Here is a 16742-nt window from a genome sequence, read left to right as displayed (position 1 = left end):
TCAGCCAATGGTGCCGGAATGATTGGCTGTTCGGGCGCAAGCACGGGTGCAGGTTCGGGCGCCGGCAGAGCAGGCTGAGTTGAGGGATCTGCGGCCGCGGTCTCGGTCTCTTCGGGCTCTTCCCGCCAAGTCGGCTGGATAGTTTCGCTTTGCCGCTCGGCCGCCGCGGTCGGCGCCTTCGCTAGGGGCTTCTTCCCTGATTCGATTACCCCTGCCGCGATCGCACCAGCTGCGACGGCCACTGCCAGAATCACAAGGACCACGGTTACCCAAACCGGCATCCCGGGCCGTGAAGATTTCATACGGGCATATTACGTCCGGGCGCCCTGAGACCTATCAGTGGAAGCGCGATACGGGGTTTCGTTACGTGTTTTCAACTGGCTTCCTTGCCCTTCCCTCAGAAGAGGGTGAGCTGTCCTTCGGAGACATCCCGCCAGTGCGCCGGCCGGTCACGTGCCACCCAGGCGCACTCGATGGAGCAGAACTTCCGACCCTTCGCCCCTTTCCATCCAGGCAGCGTGAAGGTCTTCGCGCAGAGCGGGTTCAGGCAAACCTTGTCGATCGTTGTGCTAGTGCGCGATTTGAACACGCACTCCTGCGAGCAGTACTTGCGCGTCCGAGCCAGGTGGGCTCTGATCAAATCCGTTTTTCCGCACTGCGGACAGGTCCAATGGACCCGTGGCTGGCGCTCGGTACCCTCGTCGCGGGCGCTGCCTTCACGTGGTGAGGGATGCCGGAAGTTGGCCCGAAGCGACTCGGCCGGCAACGGCCAGGCGCCTCGTTTCGTCGTGTTGCACCTCTTGCAGATGGGGCGAAGGTTGGACAGGCAGTGGGACCCGCCCTTGGAGATGGGTTTGACGTGATCCTCTTCGGTCGCGTCGGCAATCCCGCACATCCAGCAGTGTCCGCCCCAGAGTGCGAACCGTACCGCTTTCTGGGCCGACGTGAAGTTGACCATGATCCCGCCGGGCGCCGCCTGGTACTGGTAGCGGCGCCGCTGATAGGCGCCCTTGTTTTCCTCGTAGTAGGCCCGGCTGCAGTCCTTGCAGTCGTTGGAGAGCCCGTTGCGGTGCTTGCGTTCCTTGGTAAACCGCTCGGCCGGCAGGATGTGTTTGCACCTGCGGCAGACCGCGAAAAGCTCACCGGTCTCGCGGGCGAGCTCCTCCAGTTGGGAGGTCAGCGCACACCGGTTCGAGCAATGAGTGTCCCCCGCCATTCTGCGTTCTTCCGGCCGGATTTTCGAGCAGACCGCGCAGCCCCACTCTGCGAACATGCACTTGCGGCTGCAGAAGTGGCGGTCCGCTGCTTCGCTGGCTTTCCTGCTGAAAACCAGGCCGCAGTGTTTGCAGGTGACGTCCCGGCGGCCGGATGCGGACCGGCAGGCAACCGAGCAGAACCGTGCCTGCTTCTGCCGCGCCACGGTCTGGCGCCCCTTCATGGTGAACTGCTCCTTGCAGTGCTCACATGCCTTGTAGATGTACGTGTGCGCCATGGCCTACCCTCCCCCCTGGATTGAAAAGAAACTACCACCTGCGTGCTGGACTGGTGTTCCCTCTAGGCTGCCTGAAGCTGGTGGTGCCAATGTCCATACATGAACCGAGAGCCACGAGGAAACATGGGACGGCAAAGAAGCTGGAGCAGCGGAAAGCATCGCCCAATCACCTCCACAGAGCGACCGGCAGTAGATCGCGGCGCTGTGGGAGGGCCTGTCTTCTCGTTACTGGTAAGCGTGCATATTGGATCTCGAACTAATCGTGCCCTCTGAGGCGCGAGATCGTCCGACTGCGCACACCCCAACCTGACGAACAGGACGCGTATGTCTTGACGTTCTTCTGGGGCGGGCCTAGAACTCAACCTGACAGAACAGACTGGGGAGGTCTTGACTTTCAGCTGGAGCGGGCCTAGAAGTCATCCTGACAGAACGAAGGTTGGAGGAAATCGTGGCTGGCCAGCGGATCGGATACGTGCGAGTGAGCACTCTGGATCAGAACGAGAAGCGCCAGCTCGAAGGCCAGGTTCTGGACCGGGTCTTCATGGACAAGGCCTCCGGCAGGGACACCGCCAGACCACAGCTCACAGAGCTGCTGCGGTTCGCCCGTGACGGGGACACCCTGGTTGTGCACAGCATGGACCGGCTCGCACGCAACCTCGATGACCTTCGCGCCCTGGTTCACGTCCTAACCCGCATTGGCGTGCGGGTGGAGTTCGCCAAAGAAGGCCTCGTCTTCACCGGCGAGGACTCGCCCATGGCCAACCTCATGCTCTCCGTCATGGGCGCCTTCGCCGAATTCGAACGCTCCCTCATCAGGGAACGCCAAAGGGAAGGCATCGCTCTGGCCAAGCAGCGCGGCGCCTATAAAGGACGAAAAAAGACACTCACACCGGAACGGGCCGCCGAACTGGTCCAGCGCGCCAGCAGCGGTGTACCTAAAGCCCTCCTTGCCCGTGACTACGGGATCAGCCGGGAGACCGTCTACCAGTACCTGCGCCACGCCAAGCTGGACTGAACCTCTTGCCGCCGGCGCGGCTGTTACTGCTAGGGAACGCAATTTGCTTGATGGAAGGTCCCATATCGGCCAGTTTCGAAGAGGGTCGGAATGCGCAGCTCTCGTGTCCGGTTTCAGTTTTGTTGGCAAGAATCTCAATAGCCCTGGCAATCTACGGACTGTCGGGATCTGCCTCGCCGTACTTGGCAAACGCAGCTGGCGGACTCTATTGGCGTTACCTTGCTAGGGGCACCTCGCGGCCGCTCACCGGACTTCGGCTCCGCCTACGATGGCACCGAAAGACATTTTCGAATCCGGATCCATGGCCGAGTCCACGCCACATTTCACCGCGGCCTGCGCAGCGATGCGGTTGCGGAGGCCAGCTGCCTGGCGGATGTGCCTTCAGTCTGGGCCCTGGAGACCGCTAATCTCCGGGCTGGCAGCTCTGATGGACACGTAGGACGGCTCTTCTCCGCTGAAGGTTCGCACGCCTCCTGCGGGCCGGGTAGCTTGGGACCATGAGACTGAAAATGTGCAGCATCCATGTCCAGGATCCGGTCACCGCCCATACGTTCTACACCGGGACCCTCGGGTTCGAGACACTCATGGCGATGCCTGAGTACAACCTCTTCATCATCAAGGATCCGGGCTCCGACGCCGGGTCGGTGGGGCTGCTGCTGGAGCCTAGCGACAACCCGATCGGCGCCAATTACATGAACGCACTGCACGACGCCGGTATCGCGGCCATCACCTTCGGGGTTCCGGATGTACAGGCTGAGTACGACCGGCTGGTGGCTGCCGGTGTGAAATTCCAGGGCGAACCGTCAGAGGATCCGTCTGGGATCAGTGCGGTCTTCGACGACGGCTGCGGCAACTTCGTGCAGCTGCACCAGGACTGATTAGCCGGCCTTCGGCACGGCGAGGAATGTGCTTTCCTGAAGTTCACACGTGGTTTCGATGCTGCCTGGCAGGTGGTACCAGCGGGGTGCGGGGCCGAAGTTGAAGACTCTGATGAGGTGGAAGACCTCAGCTTGCTCTTGGGAAAGCTGTAATTCGTTGCGGGACACGAAGAACGGCGTCTCGGCGCGCGACTTTGTGGTTTTGACCTCGAGGAGCCGTTCTTTTCCGCTCTCTTCGAAGGACAGGATGTCGTACCCGAGGCCATCCCCGCGGGTCTTGGACACCTGCTCAACCGACTCCGCAAGCTTGCGCTTTCCGGCACTGTGCAGCCGCCGTCGTTCAAGGTCGACGACGGCTTCCTCGCCGCCTTCGCCGAGCTTGCGGTTGCTGGACTCTACCGTGGCGTAGTCGTAGTGACGCGCTGACCGGGCGCCGGCCCGGGCGTCCGGGAGGACGATTTCGGGGATCGGGGACCACTCGAAGTCGAGTGCGCCAATTGCTGCGGCGTCAGGCGTGTGCAGCGCCTCGGCCAAGACTTGCTCAATGATCGACGGCGAGGACGCCAGTTGCGCTTGAACTTCAGCGATCAGCGCGTGCTGGTAGTTCTTGGCTGGCTGGTATCCCTTGATGGGGCGAAGGCCCAGCCTCATCATGACGGCCGAGATGTTCTGGTGCTTATACTCGACGGCGGTGCTGGTCCGGTTGTTCAGCAGGGCCAGCAGCCGATCCCGGAACATCGTTTTACTGTAGGGCTGCCCTAGCACTTCCAATCGCAGCATCTCAAGGTAGCTGGCTACGGTTGCCGCGATTTCAGCTGCTGACCAGTCTCTGGCCGTCAAGGTGTTTCGCTCCCGGTGCGCATAGCGTCCAGGCTATCGCTTCGGCGCACGGACCTGGCCCGGAATGGGTTGGATTGTCAGTCCCGCACTCAGTCGCCTGCCTCCAGGATCTCCACCACATCTTCGACCAACTCGAAGTCCCTGGCGTTGCGGGTCATCAACGGGATGCCAAGAGAGTGGGCTTGCGCGGCGATCATTATGTCCTTACTCCTGGCATGTTGGGGCCTCAGGCGCTTGACCCGCGCAGCCAGCTCGCCATAACTCTCGGCGGCATGCTCGTCAAAGAGAATCCAGTCCATCAGTTCCCGCCAGACGGCAAGGCGGTGCACCCGGGTCCGGCGGATCTCCTCAGACGCTGACGATCGGATTCCGAATTGGAGCTCCGCCAGCGAGATGATGCTCGAGCCGAGTACGGCGCCGGCCGGCCACACGGCCGGTGGTGCGATCAGGACATTCGTGTCAAGGAGGATCACTGGGTAGTCCACGGATCAACAAGGGGATCGGCATCTCTTGATTCGTCATGTTCCTCGAGCCACCCGGTCTCGTCTGCGCCGAGTTGGGCAAGCTTCAGGGCAATTGCCACTTCAGCGGCTGACGTCCACTTCTTGCGATGCGTTACAGGTGAGATCACTGCAACCGCGCGGCCCTGAAGGGTTATCTCAAGAGTGGCTCCGTGCTCGACCCGCTCAATGACAGCCCTCGGATTTTGCTTGAGTTCCCGAACCCCTACCTTGTCCATGGCTGCATTCTACGCTTGATGTAGCCCTTGTTCTACGGGTGGCAGACCAGGAAAACAACAGAGGCCTGTCCGCGGATCCAAACCTTCAAGGTTCGGATCCGCGGACAAGCCTAGGAAAGCGCAGGTGACTCAGAAAGCGAAGGCTACTCGGCCTGGGCGCGGGCTTTCTTGGCGTCCTTTTTGGCGGCTTCGTCCTTGACGCGCTGGGCTTCGGTGCGGACGGCGGCGTGGGTGGAGCGCTCGGTGACCAGCCAGGCCGGGGGAGCCTGCAGCAGCGCGGTGATTTCCGCCGTCGTCAGCGCTTCCTCAACACCGCCGCGGGCCAGGCCGCTGATGGAGACGTTCAGCTTCTGGGCCACCACCGGGCGGGGGTGGGGGCCGTTGCGGCGCAGCTCCACGAGCCACTCCGGCGGGTTGGACTGGAGTTCGGCGAAATCGGCGCGGCTGATGGTTGAATCCTGGAACTCCTGCGGTGTTGCCGGCAGGTAGATGCCAAGCTTCTTGGCAACGGTGGCCGGCTTCATGGACTGGGAGTTTGCAGAGGTCATGGTTCAAGGGTATCCGGCTGCTTGCCTGAAAGGCACCAGTCCCGCACCAGCTCCGCGCCATCTCAGCGCCGGTTCCGGCATTGCGGGGCCGCGCGGGCGGTACTGTGAAGACGTGCCCGCAGACAATGAATCCCCCCAGAACGCCAGCCCCGACGAATCGCCGGAGCAGGAGGCGCCCCGTGTGCTCCGCTTCGCCTATGTGGCCGGCGTAACCCCGGGCAAGTGGATCCGCCGCTGGGAAGAGCGCGTGCTGGACATCCCGCTGGAGTCGTTTATGTCCGACGACGGCGCCCAGCTTTCCGTATTGCGTGACGGTTCCGCGGACCTCAGCTTTGTCCGGCTTCCGGTGGAGCGGGAAGGCCTCAACGTGATCCCGCTGTATGAGGAGCAGCCCGTGGTGGTGGCGCCCAAGGGGCACGAGATTTCAGTGTTTGAGGAAGTGGCCCTGGCCGACCTGTCGGCAGAGACTTTCCTGGACGTCGCCGAAATGGGTGGCCCGGAAGCGGCCATGCAGGTGGTGGCGTCCGGTGCGGGCCTGGTGATTTTGCCCATGTCCGTGGCCCGGCATTTCAACGTCAAGGACACCGTGGCCCGCCGGCTGACGGGTGCCCCGGTCACGGAGATCGCGCTGGCCTGGCCCAGCGATTCCTCGGACGACATCATTGAGGAGTTCATCGGGATTGTCCGCGGCCGCACCGCGGCGAGCTCCCGGCAGCCGTCGGCCCAGCAGGAGAAGCCCAAGAAGGAGCCGAAGCCGGACCGGCGCGGCAACGCGGTCAAGAAACCGAAGGTGGCCCAGCGCTACGCCCCGAATCCGGACAAGGGCCGCGGCAAGGGCTCACGCAAAAAGGGCAAGCGCTAACTTGTGAGCCCGCGTTGCTCTAACAGGAACAGCCGGAACTAAGCCGAGCAGGCTTCCGTCAGTGCTGTGACTGACTCAGCCGGCACCTGGTCTCCGGCTTCGGCGATCTGGCCCAGCGGCGTCGTAATTTCCGCGGGCACCCCGGCAGTGTCCGCGGCGGACACCAGCCCGCCCAGCAATGCCTTGTCCTGGACGCTGACCAGCCCGTCCTCCACAACGGTGCAGACCTGCTTCCTGACCTCGTCCGAGGCTGCGGTAGCCACCTTGGAGGCGGCATCGTTTGCGGTGTTTTCAGCGACTTCCTGGACCGATCCGCAGGCGGAGAGGAGGAGCATCAGGGGGACGGCGGACAGGGCTGCAAGGCGGCGTTTCATTCGTCCAGCCTAACGGCTCAGTCTGTTCCGGCTTCGCCGTGCACCTCGCTCAGGTTGTCTTCGGAGCGGTCCAGATACGCCAGGAGAAGGGCGCTCGCGCGGTCCAGTTCCCCGGCTTCCAGGGCCAGGCAGATCGCTTCGTTGTCCGGCAGGTAGTGCTGGTAGAACTGCGCGTCCACGGTGGCTTTGTGGAAGAACAGGCGCATCTCGGCCAGGACCTGGCCCATGATGCTGTTCAGCCGCGGGCTTCCGGCCATGGCCACAATGGCGCCGTGGAAGTGCTGGTTGGCGGTGCCCAGGGCTTCGTCGTCACCGGCTGCTGCAGCTCGTTTGCCTTCCTCGACGGCGGCCCGGACGGCGGCCACGTCCTCCGGGCTGCCTCCGGCGCGCAGCGCGCTGACCTCGATGGCGCGGCGGACGGTATAGACGTCGTGGACGTCCCCTGCCTCCAGGCTTGCCACGAAGACGCCGCGGTTGGGATGGCGGACCACCAGGCGTTCGCTGGCAAGTTCAACGAAGGCCTCGCGCACCGTGTTGCGGGAGACGCCCAGGTCCTCGGCGATGGTGGATTCGGTGAGCCGCGTTCCGGGAAGCAGTGCTCCCTCCGCCAGTTGCAGGCGGAGTTCATCCGCCACCCGCTCCGCCACGGACGGAACGGCGACGCGAAGGCGGCCTGCAGCGGTCCGCGTCGCCGCGTGATTCACCGATCCCCGCGGAGAGACGGACGAAGAGGGGACGATCGGTTCTGAAGAGGCCATACTCGAGAATTTACACGATCGTCACATTGTTGAATCGAAGGATTGTTGAACAATCCGTAAATTTAGTGCATCCTAGTAGGACCACTCAATGAGACGGGGATCACAAATGGCAACGATTGACCTGAACAGCGACGTCGGCGAGTCCTTCGGCCGCTGGAGCCTCGGCGATGACCTGGCCATGTTCGGCTCGGTTTCGAGCGCGAACGTGGCCTGCGGATTCCACGCCGGCGATCCCAGCGTCATCCGCAGGACCTGCCGCGAGGCAGCTGCTGCCGGCGTTGTCATCGGTGCCCACGTCGGCTACCGGGATCTCGCCGGTTTCGGACGCCGTTTTATGGACATCAGCCCCACGGAACTGGCCGACGACGTGGTGTACCAGATCGGTGCCCTGCAGGCCCTGGCCGCCGTTGAAGGAACCCAGGTCCGGTATGTGAAGCCGCACGGCGGACTGTACAACGCCATCGTCACGCACACAGTGCAGGCCCAGGCCGTCGTCGACGCCGTGAAATCGGTTGACCCCAACCTTCCGATCCTCGGCCTCCCAGGTTCGGAAGTCCTGCGGCTTGCAGAAAAAGCCGGCTTGCGCGCCGTGACCGAAGCGTTCGCGGACCGGGCCTACAACCCGGACGGCACCCTGGTGTCGCGCTCCCTCCCCGGAGCAGTCCTTGAGGATCCGGAACAAGTGGCGGAACATGTCCTACGGATGGCCACGGAATCCTCAGTCCGCGCAATTGACGGGTCCACCCTCAAAATCCGCGCGGAAAGCATCTGCGTGCATGGTGACTCACCGGGGGCCGTAGCGATGGCCACTGCAGTGAAGTCCGCTCTCGGGGACGCCGGCGTGAGCATCGGCTCGTTCCTCTAGCCCCATCCCATGGCCGCACCCAGGCCCCCGCACTACCCCTCATCCCCCCGGAGGAAACCATGACCAGCACAAACAAGGCCGCAAAGGCCGCGACAAGGAAGCCGCCGCCCGGCGCGCTCAAGGCGTACGTCGCCAGCCTCACCGGCACCTCGCTTGAGTACTACGACTTCGCCATCTACTCGGTGGCGTCAGCCCTCGTCTTCCCCAAGATTTTCTTCCCCTCGGACGATGAATTCGTGGGGCTCCTCCTGTCCTTCTCGGCCTTCGCCGTGGGCTACCTCGCCCGCCCGATCGGCGGCATCATCTTCGGCCGCCTCGGCGACAAGGTGGGGCGCAAGTACGTCCTGGTCTTCACCCTGGTGCTGATCGGTATCGCCACCGTCCTCATCGGTGCGCTGCCTGACTACTCCGTGATCGGCATCTGGGCCCCCATCATCCTGGTGCTCCTGCGCCTGGCCCAGGGCATTGGCGTCGGCGGCGAATGGGGCGGCGCCGTGCTGCTGTCCAGCGAATTTGGCGACCCCAACAAGCGCGGCTTCTGGTCCTCCGCAGCCCAGATCGGGCCGCCCGCCGGCAACCTCATGGCCAACGGCGTCCTTGCGATCCTGGCCGCCTCGCTGAGCACCGAAGCGTTCCTCTCCTGGGGCTGGCGGGTAGCCTTCCTTGCCTCCGCCCTGCTGGTGGTCTTCGGCCTGATCATCCGCCTCAAGCTCGAGGAAACCCCGGTCTTCAAGGCCATCGCAGCCCACGGCGACCAGCCGAAGGCGCCCATCAAGGAAGTCTTCACCACCCAGCCCCGCGCGCTGATCTCCGCCGCCCTGTCCCGCGTCTGCCCGGACGTGCTCTACGCGCTCTTCACGGTCTTTGTGGCCGTCTACGCCACCAAGGAACTGGGCATGACCACGGGCAACGTGCTGGCCGCGATCCTGATCGGCTCCGCGTTCCAGCTCTTCCTCATCCCGCTTGCCGGCGCACTCACTGACCGCTTCAACCGCCGCTGGGTTTACGGCATTGCCGCTGCCGCCACCGCCGTCTACATTCCCCTGTTCTTCCTGATGATCGCGGGCAAGTCCGTGGTGATGCTGATCATCGGCGTGGTCATCGGACTGGCCCTGCACGCCTTTATGTACGGCCCGCAGGCAGCCTTCATCACTGAGCAGTTCCCGGCCCGCCTCCGCTACGCCGGTAGCTCCCTGGCCTACACGCTTGCCGGCGTCATCGGCGGCGCTGTGGCTCCGCTGATCTTCACCGCCCTTTACGGCGCAGCGTCCGGCGGCTGGTACCTGATCGCCGGGTACATCCTCCTCACGGCCATCATCACGATCGTGGGCATGCGCCTCGGCCGCGACCCGCAGCCGGAAGAGGACCTCCGCCTGCTGCACCGCGACGACGCGCGGGAGAGCCACGCCTGAGCGGCGCGGCCTGATCCCCATGGAAACAGTCACTAAGCCAGCTTCCGCGGCCCGCGTGCTCGCCGTCCGGCCGGTAGGTACGACGGCGGTGCTCGCCGAACTCTCCGGGCTCCACGACGTCCTGGCCCTGCAGGCCCTCCTGCTGGAGCAGCCGCTGCCCGGCCAGGTGGACGTCCTGGCCGCCGCCGAAACCGTGATGGTGAAGGCGGATTCACCCGCTGCGGCGCGCAGGATGACGGCCCGGCTGCTGGAGATGGACCTGACGGTCCAGTCCCACGCCGAAGGCAAACTGGTGCAGATTGAGACCGTGTACGACGGCGACGACCTCGCGGAAGTGGGGCGGCTCACCGGGCTGGGCACTGACGGCGTCATTGCGGCCCACACCGGGCAGGTCTGGACGGTTGCATTCGGCGGCTTCGCGCCGGGCTTCAGCTACATGGTGGGGGAGAACCAGGTACTGGAAGTCCCGCGCCGGAGTTCGCCCCGCACGGCCGTCCCCGCAGGTTCGGTGGCCCTGGCCGGCAACTATTCGGCCGTGTACCCGCGGAAGTCCCCGGGCGGCTGGCAGCTGATCGGCCGCACCGCGGCTACCATGTGGGACCTCAGCCGGGAGCAGCCGGCCCTGGCCGCGCCCGGTGACCGCGTGCAGTTCCAGGCGGTACGCGAGCTCATTGAAGTTACGGCACCGCGTGTTGCTGCCTCGGCTTCCCAAGCCTTGGCTGCCCGGAAACCGGACATTCAGTCCGGCCTGCTGATCCTGTCGCCCGGGCTCCAGAGCCTGATCCAGGACCTCGGCCGCCCCGGTCACGCCGGGCTCGGCGTGTCCTCGGCCGGTGCGCTGGACCGCTCCTCCCTGCGACGCGCCAACCGGATCGTGGGCAACGACCCGTCGGCCGCCGTCGTCGAATCCGTTGCCGGCGGGCTGCGCGTGCAGGCCGTGGGGGACCAGGTGCTGGCAGTGGCCGGCGCACCGTCGGCTCTGACTGTTGTGACGCCGTCGTATTCTCCCGATCCGGTGGCTGAAGACGAAGGCGACCAGTCCGAGTTTGACCAGTCCGAGCAGGTGCGCGAGGTACCCATGGCCACGGCGTTTGCCCTGCTGGACGGCGAGATCCTGACCATCGGCGCACCCGAGCGTGGCTTCCGCAGCTACCTGGCCATCCGCGGCGGGGCAGCAGTGGACACGGTGCTGGGGAGCCGGTCCACGGACACCATGTCCGGGATCGGGCCTGCGCCGCTGGCCGCCGGGCAGCTGCTGGGCGCTGGCGCTGCAACGTCCTCCAACGTGGTGGGCAACCCCGAACTGCAGCCCGACTTCCCGGACACCGGCGTCACGGTCCTTGACATCGTGCCCGGGCCCCGCGAGGACTGGTTCGACGCCGCAGCACTGGAATCCCTTTGCGCCCAGGACTGGGCGGTGACGCCCCGCTCCAACCGCGTGGGCATGCGCCTGGACGGCCAGCCGCTCAGCCGAAGCCGGGACGGGGAGCTGCCCAGCGAGGGAACCATGGCCGGCGCACTGCAGATCCCGCCGGAGGGACAGCCGGTGCTCTTTCTGGCCGACCACCCCATCACCGGCGGCTACCCGGTCATCGGGGTGGTGGTGGACCACCAGCTGGACCTGGCCGCCCAGGTTCCCATCGGCGGGTCCATCCGGTTCCGCTGGGCTCCCGGCTACGGGCTGCCCACCGGCTTTTCCGATTCTTCCCCCGGCGTTTCCCAGACAAAAGATTCCCAGACGAAGTGAGCAACTGATGCGCAAGGTCCTGATCGCCAACCGCGGAGAAATCGCCGTCCGCATCGCCCGCGCCTGCGAGGACGCCGGACTGGAGTCCGTGGCTGTCTACGCGGACGTTGATGCCGACGCCATGCACGTGGGCGCCGCCACCGAGGCGTACAGCCTGGGGGGCAACGCGCCGTCGGAAACGTACCTCGATATCCCCAACATCCTGCGCGTGGCCGCGGAGTCCGGGGCCGACGCGGTGCACCCGGGCTACGGCTTCCTGTCCGAGAACGCTGGCTTTGCACAGGCGGTCCTGGACGCCGGCCTGACCTGGATCGGCCCAAATCCGGACGCCATCCTCAAGCTGGGCAACAAGATCACGGCGCGCGAGATCGCTGTCCGCGCCGGAGCCCCGTTGGTGGCCGGCAGCGACGGTCCGGTGGATTCGGCCGCGGAGGTCCGCAAGTTCGCCGAGGAGCACGGCCTGCCGATCGCCATCAAGGCGGCGTTCGGCGGCGGTGGACGCGGGCTGAAGGTGGTCCGCGAGATGGACCAGATCGAGGAGTCCTTCGATTCCGCGGTCCGTGAAGCGGTGGTGGCCTTTGGCCGCGGCGAGTGCTTTGTGGAGCGGTACCTGGACCGGCCCCGGCATGTGGAGGCGCAGGTGCTGGCGGACCAGCACGGCAACGTGCTGGTGGTGGGCACCCGCGACTGCTCGCTGCAGCGCCGGCACCAGAAACTGGTGGAAGAGGCGCCTGCACCCTTCCTGACCGAAGCGCAGACCCAACAGATTTACGACGCCGCCAAGGCAGTGTGCCGCGAAGCCTCCTATTCGGGGGCTGGGACGGTGGAGTTCCTGGTGGCCGCCGACGGCACCGTCGCGTTCCTCGAGGTGAACACGCGACTGCAGGTGGAGCACCCCATCACCGAGGAGACCACCGGCGTGGACCTGGTCCAGGAGCAGTTCCGGATCGCCGCCGGCGAGCCGCTGCGCTTCACCGCCGATCCCAAACCGAGCGGCCACTCATTCGAGTTCCGGCTCAACGCGGAGGACGTGGGCCGGGGCTTCCTGCCGTCGCCCGGCACCATCGCGACGTTCAGCGGCCCGACGGGTCCGGGTATCCGGCTGGACTCCGGGGTCCGCTCCGGTTCGGTTGTTGCTCCGCAGTTCGATTCCCTGCTGGCCAAGCTGATCGTCACCGGCGCCGACCGGCAGCAGGCGCTCCGCCGTGCCCGCCGTGCCCTCGCCGAAATGGAAATCACCGGCGTGGCCACCGTCCTGCCGTTCCACCGGGCCGTTGTCCAGGCGCCGGACTTCACGTCCGAGACCGCGCTGGGCATCCACACGCGCTGGATCGAGACTGACTTCGCGGATTCCATCGCGGCGGATCCGGAGTTCGGTACGTCCGTTCCGGACGGTGAGCGGCGCACCATTACCGTCGACATCGACGGCCGGCGCCTCGCCGTCGGCCTTCCCGCTGACCTGCTGGATGGCTGGGCGCGCTCCGGTGCGGCCGTTCCTGCGGGGGTTTCCCTGGACGGGGCTGGTTTCGATGGCGCTGCCGACGGCGACGCTGCGGCGGGTGCCGCTGATTCCGGCGAGCTGCGGGCCGACATGGCCGGGACCGTGGTCAAGTGGCTCGTGGAGCCGGGCGCCGAAGTGTCGGCGGGGGACGCCGTCGTCGTTCTTGAGGCGATGAAGATGGAGACCCAGGTGACCGCCCACCGCGCCGGTACGCTGGCCGGGATCCGCGCAGAAGCCGGCGGGGTTGTGAACGCCGGCGCCGTGCTGGCGCTGATCGGCTGAGCCGTTCGGGCATGCCTGGCTCCAGCGAAAAGGTCCGGCCGTGTTCTCACCCCGCCGGACCTTTCCTGACGTGTAGAGGTACTTCAGTCGACGTGCTTGGACAGGGCCACCAGCACGCCTGCCATCGCAAAGTACTTGTTGCTGCCGAGATCGCGGACCGTCTTGATCCCCATGCTGGCGAGGACTTCAGCGTGCTTGTCCGTGAGGCCGGCCAGTGCGGACGGCGGGGCGTCCAGGACTTCCTCCAGGCTCTTGTTCTCGTAGTCCTTGTCGAGTTTCCTGCCCAGCTCAATTGAAACGGCCATGATCATCCTTTGCTTGAACGAAACAACAGTCACAACCCGGCGGCAGCATCACCGCGGATCCCGGGGCCCCGAAACTACCCGATCCCCAGATGAAACACACTCCAGTACTACGGCCTGCGGCGCAGCCTGGATCCGCGCCGGTGGGGATTGAAGACGAAGGTGCTTGACTATGCGTCATGACACTAAATCGAAACCTGGTGGTTGACTCTTTTCTTGAGTCGCTGGACCAACCGTTGAAGCCTGTGATTGAGCGCCTTCGGCTGGCTGTCCTGGACGCGGATGACGCCATAACGGAGCGCATTAAGTGGAAGGCACCCAGCTTCTGTTTCGAATCTGTTGACCGGGTCACCTTCAACTTGCGGCCGCTTCATCACGTGCAGCTGATTTTTCACCGCGGTGCCAAGACCATCGAGGATGACTTCGATTTTGATCCCTCTAAATGGAGCGGGCTGTTGGAAATGATCGGGCAGGACCGCGGCCAGGTGATTTTTCCAAGCGCGGAGGCCGCGGCGGCCCGGCAGGAGGAATTCGTGGCGCTGGTGCGGGAGTGGGTTCGAGCCTGACCTGCGGGTTGACCTGCGCATACCGGCAGTGAGTGCATGATTCGACGGCTTTGGCTGGCGGTGCCCTGACATGATTCTGATAGTCTTCAGTCATCCACGGGCCTCCCGGTCGCTTCTTAGGCCGGTTGTAGATAACGAGTGGGAGCTCGCGATTTATCGCGAATGATTAGGAGGCTTTTTATGCATCTAACGCCACGCGAAAGCGAAAAACTGATGATTGTGGTTGCTGCCGATCTTGCACGACGGCGGCAGAAGCGCGGACTTAAGCTCAACCATCCGGAATCCATCGCGATCCTTACCTATGAGCTGGTCGAGGGCGCCCGCGACGGACGCCGGGTCGCCGATCTTATGAGCTATGGCACCACCATCCTGACCAGGGAAGATGTCATGGAAGGTGTCGCCGACATGATCCATGACGTCCAGGTCGAGGCGACGTTCCCGGACGGCACCAAGCTCGTCACCGTGCACAACCCCATTCGCTAGGCGAAGGAGAACCCATGAAACCCGGCGAATACGTCCTCCGCCCGGAGCCCATCACGTGCAATGCGGGCCTCATTCCCCGCGCCCTGGCCGTGATCAATCGCGGTGACCGCCCAATCCAGGTGGGGTCCCACTATCATTTCTTCGAGGTGAACGATGCCCTCGAGTTCGACCGGGATGCGGCCCACGGCTTCCGGCTGGACATCCCGGCAGGCACTGCTGTGCGGTTCGAGCCCGGTGATGCCAAGACGGTCAACTTGCTTGCTCTCTCGGGCGAGCGTGCGGTGTTCGGATTCCGGGACCGCATCAACGGCCCGCTCGAGCCGAGCCGCGGCCTGATCTCCCTGCAGGACGACACCAAATGAGCTTCGAGCTGAGCCGCAAACAGTACTCGGACCTCTACGGCCCCACCACGGGAGACGCAGTTCGCCTGGCGGACACTGATCTGTTCCTCGAGATTGAGCACGATCACACCAACTACGGTGAAGAAGTCGTGTTTGGCGGCGGCAAGGTCATCCGTGACGGCATGGGCCAGAACGGGCAGCTGGTCCGCGACGACGACATCCCGGACACCGTGATCACGAACGTGATCGTGTTGGACTACACCGGCATCTACAAAGCCGATGTGGCCCTGCGCGACGGGCACATCTTCAAAATCGGCAAGGCTGGAAACCCCCAGATTTCCCAGGGTGTGAACATCACCATCGGTGTCGCTACCGACATCATCGCGGGCGAGGGCAAGATCCTCACCGCCGGCGGCATTGATACGCACGTGCACTTCGTAAGCCCCGATCAGGTGCCGGTGGCCTTGGCGTCAGGGATCACCACGCTGATCGGTGGCGGTACCGGACCGAGCGAAGGGACCAAGGCCACCACCGTTACTCCGGGCGCTTGGCACATTTCGCGCATGCTTCAGGCGGTTGAGAACCTGCCGATCAATATCGGCCTGCTCGGCAAAGGCCACGCCAGCGCCATGGAGCCCCTCGCGGAACAGATCCGCGCCGGGGCCATCGGGCTGAAGGTGCACGAGGACTGGGGCGCCACCACGTCCTCGATCGACATGTCATTGCGCGTGGCTGACGAGTATGACGTGCAGGTGGCCATCCACTCCGACACGCTCAACGAGTGCGGCTTCGTCGAAGACACCATCCGGACCATCGGCGGCCGCGTCATCCACACGTTCCACACCGAAGGCGCCGGCGGCGGGCATGCCCCGGACATCATCAAGATCGCGGCGCTGCCCAACGTCCTGCCGGCGTCGACCAATCCCACCCTGCCGTACACGGTCAACACCATCGACGAACACCTCGACATGCTGATGGTCTGCCACCACCTGAGCCCGGACATCCCCGAGGATGTGGCCTTCGCCGATTCGCGTATCCGCGAGGAGACCATCGCAGCGGAGGACGTGCTGCACGACATGGGCATCTTCTCCATCACCAGCTCCGACTCCCAGGCCATGGGCCGGGTCGGCGAGGTGGTCCTGCGCACCTGGCAGGTAGCGGACGCCATGAAGCGCCAACGCGGAAAGCTCGACGGCGACCCCGAGGTGGGAGACAACTTCCGGCTCAAACGCTTCGTGGCCAAATACACGATCAACCCGGCGATCGCCCACGGCATCGCGGACTCGGTCGGAAGCGTCGAAGAGGGCAAATTTGCCGACCTTGTGCTCTGGGACCCGATGTTCTTCGGCGTCAAGCCCGAGTTCGTGCTCAAGGGCGGGCAGGCGGTCATGAGCGTCATGGGGGATCCCAACGCCTCCATCCCCACGCCGCAGCCACGCACCCTGCGCGGCAACTTCGGGGCACTCGGCACCGCGGTACATGCCTCATCGATCACGTTTCTTTCCCAGGCCGCCATCGCCGCCGGAGTCCCCGAGCAGTTGGGCCTGCGCCGCGTGATCCGGCCGGTGAGCGGTATCCGTACCCTCACCAAGGCAGACATGAAGCACAACGGCGCGACGCCGGATATCGGCGTTGACCCGGAAACCTACGAGGTGACTGTCGACGGCGAGCCAATCTCGGCGGAGCCCTCGACGGTGCTGCCCATGGCGCAGCGCTACTTCCTCTTTTAGACACATA

Annotated in this window: 19 protein-coding genes; 11 read left to right on the top strand and 8 right to left on the bottom strand. The window is 64.8% G+C overall.

Annotated elements, in window-relative coordinates; genetic code table 11:
• Positions 1–397 precede the first annotated feature (397 nt).
• Positions 398–1492, bottom strand: a complete 1095-nt coding sequence (locus tag ACX80M_RS12060; protein WP_459309757.1) for an HNH endonuclease — start codon at positions 1490–1492, stop codon at positions 398–400.
• A 448-nt stretch (positions 1493–1940) separates the two neighbouring features.
• On the opposite strand from ACX80M_RS12060, the gene ACX80M_RS12055 reads away from it, so the two are divergent.
• Together ACX80M_RS12055 and ACX80M_RS12050 are read left to right on the top strand one after the other, a co-directional pair.
• Positions 1941–2507 carry a recombinase family protein gene (locus ACX80M_RS12055; protein ID WP_459309756.1) on the top strand — a complete coding sequence of 189 codons (567 nt, stop codon included), beginning with the start codon at positions 1941–1943 and terminating at the stop codon, positions 2505–2507.
• A 497-nt stretch (positions 2508–3004) separates the two neighbouring features.
• Positions 3005–3385, top strand: coding sequence for a VOC family protein (locus tag ACX80M_RS12050; protein ID WP_252575075.1), 381 nt, complete (start codon positions 3005–3007; stop codon positions 3383–3385).
• Here the strand turns inward: ACX80M_RS12050 and ACX80M_RS12045 are convergent, their stop codons facing one another.
• The 4 genes from ACX80M_RS12045 to ACX80M_RS12030 all read right to left on the bottom strand — a co-directional run bounded on the left by ACX80M_RS12045 (position 3386) and on the right by ACX80M_RS12030 (position 5512).
• Positions 3386–4123, bottom strand: a complete 738-nt coding sequence (locus ACX80M_RS12045; protein ID WP_252603382.1) for a protein NO VEIN domain-containing protein — start codon at positions 4121–4123, stop codon at positions 3386–3388.
• A 191-nt stretch (positions 4124–4314) separates the two neighbouring features.
• The gene (locus tag ACX80M_RS12040) at positions 4315–4698 is read right to left on the bottom strand and encodes a PIN domain-containing protein (protein ID WP_252603380.1); all 384 of its coding nucleotides are present in this window, start codon (positions 4696–4698) and stop codon (positions 4315–4317) included.
• Positions 4695–4964, bottom strand: a complete 270-nt coding sequence (locus tag ACX80M_RS12035; RefSeq protein WP_252603377.1) for a type II toxin-antitoxin system Phd/YefM family antitoxin — start codon at positions 4962–4964, stop codon at positions 4695–4697. Before ACX80M_RS12035 ends, ACX80M_RS12040 begins: the two co-directional genes overlap by 4 nt.
• Positions 4965–5107: 143 nt before the next feature.
• Complete coding sequence (locus ACX80M_RS12030) at positions 5108–5512, bottom strand: DUF5997 family protein (protein WP_252603374.1); 405 nt, start codon at positions 5510–5512, stop codon at positions 5108–5110.
• A 112-nt stretch (positions 5513–5624) separates the two neighbouring features.
• Here ACX80M_RS12030 and ACX80M_RS12025 point away from each other — a divergent pair, with 112 nt between their 5' ends.
• Positions 5625–6374 (top strand): LysR family transcriptional regulator substrate-binding protein, encoded by a 750-nt coding sequence (locus ACX80M_RS12025; RefSeq protein ID WP_252614894.1) that lies wholly within the window; start codon positions 5625–5627, stop codon positions 6372–6374.
• A gap of 38 nt (positions 6375–6412) precedes the next feature.
• Here ACX80M_RS12025 and ACX80M_RS12020 read toward each other — a convergent pair whose 3' ends face one another.
• Positions 6413–6748: a hypothetical protein gene (locus ACX80M_RS12020; RefSeq protein ID WP_252603372.1), complete on the bottom strand. Its 336-nt coding sequence runs from the start codon at positions 6746–6748 to the stop codon at positions 6413–6415.
• Between the two features lie 17 nt (positions 6749–6765).
• Positions 6766–7506 carry a GntR family transcriptional regulator gene (locus tag ACX80M_RS12015; RefSeq protein WP_459309755.1) on the bottom strand — a complete coding sequence of 247 codons (741 nt, stop codon included), beginning with the start codon at positions 7504–7506 and terminating at the stop codon, positions 6766–6768.
• Between the two features lie 106 nt (positions 7507–7612).
• Here ACX80M_RS12015 and ACX80M_RS12010 point away from each other — a divergent pair, with 106 nt between their 5' ends.
• Genes ACX80M_RS12010 through ACX80M_RS11995 form a run of 4 tightly spaced genes read left to right on the top strand, consistent with a single transcriptional unit; the run spans position 7613 to position 13313 of the window.
• Positions 7613–8371 (top strand): LamB/YcsF family protein, encoded by a 759-nt coding sequence (locus ACX80M_RS12010; protein ID WP_252614896.1) that lies wholly within the window; start codon positions 7613–7615, stop codon positions 8369–8371.
• Between the two features lie 59 nt (positions 8372–8430).
• A complete protein-coding gene (locus ACX80M_RS12005; RefSeq protein WP_252609363.1) occupies positions 8431–9783 on the top strand; it encodes an MFS transporter in 1353 nt (450 codons plus the stop codon).
• Positions 9784–9802: 19 nt separating this feature from the next.
• Entirely contained in the window at positions 9803–11530 is a 1728-nt protein-coding gene (locus ACX80M_RS12000; RefSeq protein ID WP_459309754.1) for a 5-oxoprolinase subunit B/C family protein, read from the top strand.
• A gap of 7 nt (positions 11531–11537) precedes the next feature.
• Complete coding sequence (locus tag ACX80M_RS11995) at positions 11538–13313, top strand: acetyl/propionyl/methylcrotonyl-CoA carboxylase subunit alpha (RefSeq protein WP_459309753.1); 1776 nt, start codon at positions 11538–11540, stop codon at positions 13311–13313.
• A gap of 83 nt (positions 13314–13396) precedes the next feature.
• On the opposite strand, the gene ACX80M_RS11990 is transcribed toward ACX80M_RS11995, so the two are convergent.
• Complete coding sequence (locus ACX80M_RS11990; RefSeq protein ID WP_252609375.1) at positions 13397–13618, bottom strand: hypothetical protein; 222 nt, start codon at positions 13616–13618, stop codon at positions 13397–13399.
• Positions 13619–13794: 176 nt separating this feature from the next.
• On the opposite strand from ACX80M_RS11990, the gene ACX80M_RS11985 reads away from it, so the two are divergent.
• The 4 genes from ACX80M_RS11985 to ureC all read left to right on the top strand — a co-directional run bounded on the left by ACX80M_RS11985 (position 13795) and on the right by ureC (position 16735).
• Entirely contained in the window at positions 13795–14181 is a 387-nt protein-coding gene (locus ACX80M_RS11985; protein WP_459309752.1) for a DUF1801 domain-containing protein, read from the top strand.
• Positions 14182–14361: 180 nt separating this feature from the next.
• The gene (locus ACX80M_RS11980; protein ID WP_252567738.1) at positions 14362–14664 is read left to right on the top strand and encodes an urease subunit gamma; all 303 of its coding nucleotides are present in this window, start codon (positions 14362–14364) and stop codon (positions 14662–14664) included.
• Between the two features lie 14 nt (positions 14665–14678).
• Positions 14679–15026: an urease subunit beta gene (locus tag ACX80M_RS11975; RefSeq protein WP_252567740.1), complete on the top strand. Its 348-nt coding sequence runs from the start codon at positions 14679–14681 to the stop codon at positions 15024–15026.
• A complete protein-coding gene (gene ureC / locus ACX80M_RS11970) occupies positions 15023–16735 on the top strand; it encodes an urease subunit alpha (protein ID WP_459309751.1) in 1713 nt (570 codons plus the stop codon). The genes ACX80M_RS11975 and ureC overlap by 4 nt, the downstream gene beginning before the upstream one ends.
• Positions 16736–16742 lie beyond the last annotated feature (7 nt).

This window comes from Pseudarthrobacter sp. MDT1-22 (assembly GCF_054511035.1).
The sequence above is the reverse complement of the archived record's forward strand: the minus strand, read 5'-3'. Positions and strand labels throughout refer to the sequence as shown.

What these genes read in the sequence shown, in the direction of transcription:
- ACX80M_RS12060 (WP_459309757.1), bottom strand. Translation starts at nt 1,492, where the DNA reads ATGGCGCACACGTACATCTACAAGGCATGTGAGCACTGCAAGGAGCAG.
- ACX80M_RS12050 (WP_252575075.1), top strand. Translation starts at nt 3,005, where the DNA reads ATGAGACTGAAAATGTGCAGCATCCATGTCCAGGATCCGGTCACCGCC.
- ACX80M_RS12045 (WP_252603382.1), bottom strand. Translation starts at nt 4,123, where the DNA reads ATGTTCCGGGATCGGCTGCTGGCCCTGCTGAACAACCGGACCAGCACC.
- ACX80M_RS12035 (WP_252603377.1), bottom strand. Translation starts at nt 4,964, where the DNA reads ATGGACAAGGTAGGGGTTCGGGAACTCAAGCAAAATCCGAGGGCTGTC.
- ACX80M_RS12030 (WP_252603374.1), bottom strand. Translation starts at nt 5,512, where the DNA reads ATGACCTCTGCAAACTCCCAGTCCATGAAGCCGGCCACCGTTGCCAAG.
- ACX80M_RS12020 (WP_252603372.1), bottom strand. Translation starts at nt 6,748, where the DNA reads ATGAAACGCCGCCTTGCAGCCCTGTCCGCCGTCCCCCTGATGCTCCTC.
- ACX80M_RS12015 (WP_459309755.1), bottom strand. Translation starts at nt 7,506, where the DNA reads ATGGCCTCTTCAGAACCGATCGTCCCCTCTTCGTCCGTCTCTCCGCGG.
- ACX80M_RS12010 (WP_252614896.1), top strand. Translation starts at nt 7,613, where the DNA reads ATGGCAACGATTGACCTGAACAGCGACGTCGGCGAGTCCTTCGGCCGC.
- ACX80M_RS12005 (WP_252609363.1), top strand. Translation starts at nt 8,431, where the DNA reads ATGACCAGCACAAACAAGGCCGCAAAGGCCGCGACAAGGAAGCCGCCG.
- ACX80M_RS12000 (WP_459309754.1), top strand. Translation starts at nt 9,803, where the DNA reads ATGGAAACAGTCACTAAGCCAGCTTCCGCGGCCCGCGTGCTCGCCGTC.
- ACX80M_RS11995 (WP_459309753.1), top strand. Translation starts at nt 11,538, where the DNA reads ATGCGCAAGGTCCTGATCGCCAACCGCGGAGAAATCGCCGTCCGCATC.
- ACX80M_RS11990 (WP_252609375.1), bottom strand. Translation starts at nt 13,618, where the DNA reads ATGGCCGTTTCAATTGAGCTGGGCAGGAAACTCGACAAGGACTACGAG.
- ACX80M_RS11985 (WP_459309752.1), top strand. Translation starts at nt 13,795, where the DNA reads ATGACACTAAATCGAAACCTGGTGGTTGACTCTTTTCTTGAGTCGCTG.
- ACX80M_RS11980 (WP_252567738.1), top strand. Translation starts at nt 14,362, where the DNA reads ATGCATCTAACGCCACGCGAAAGCGAAAAACTGATGATTGTGGTTGCT.
- ACX80M_RS11975 (WP_252567740.1), top strand. Translation starts at nt 14,679, where the DNA reads ATGAAACCCGGCGAATACGTCCTCCGCCCGGAGCCCATCACGTGCAAT.
- ureC (WP_459309751.1), top strand. Translation starts at nt 15,023, where the DNA reads ATGAGCTTCGAGCTGAGCCGCAAACAGTACTCGGACCTCTACGGCCCC.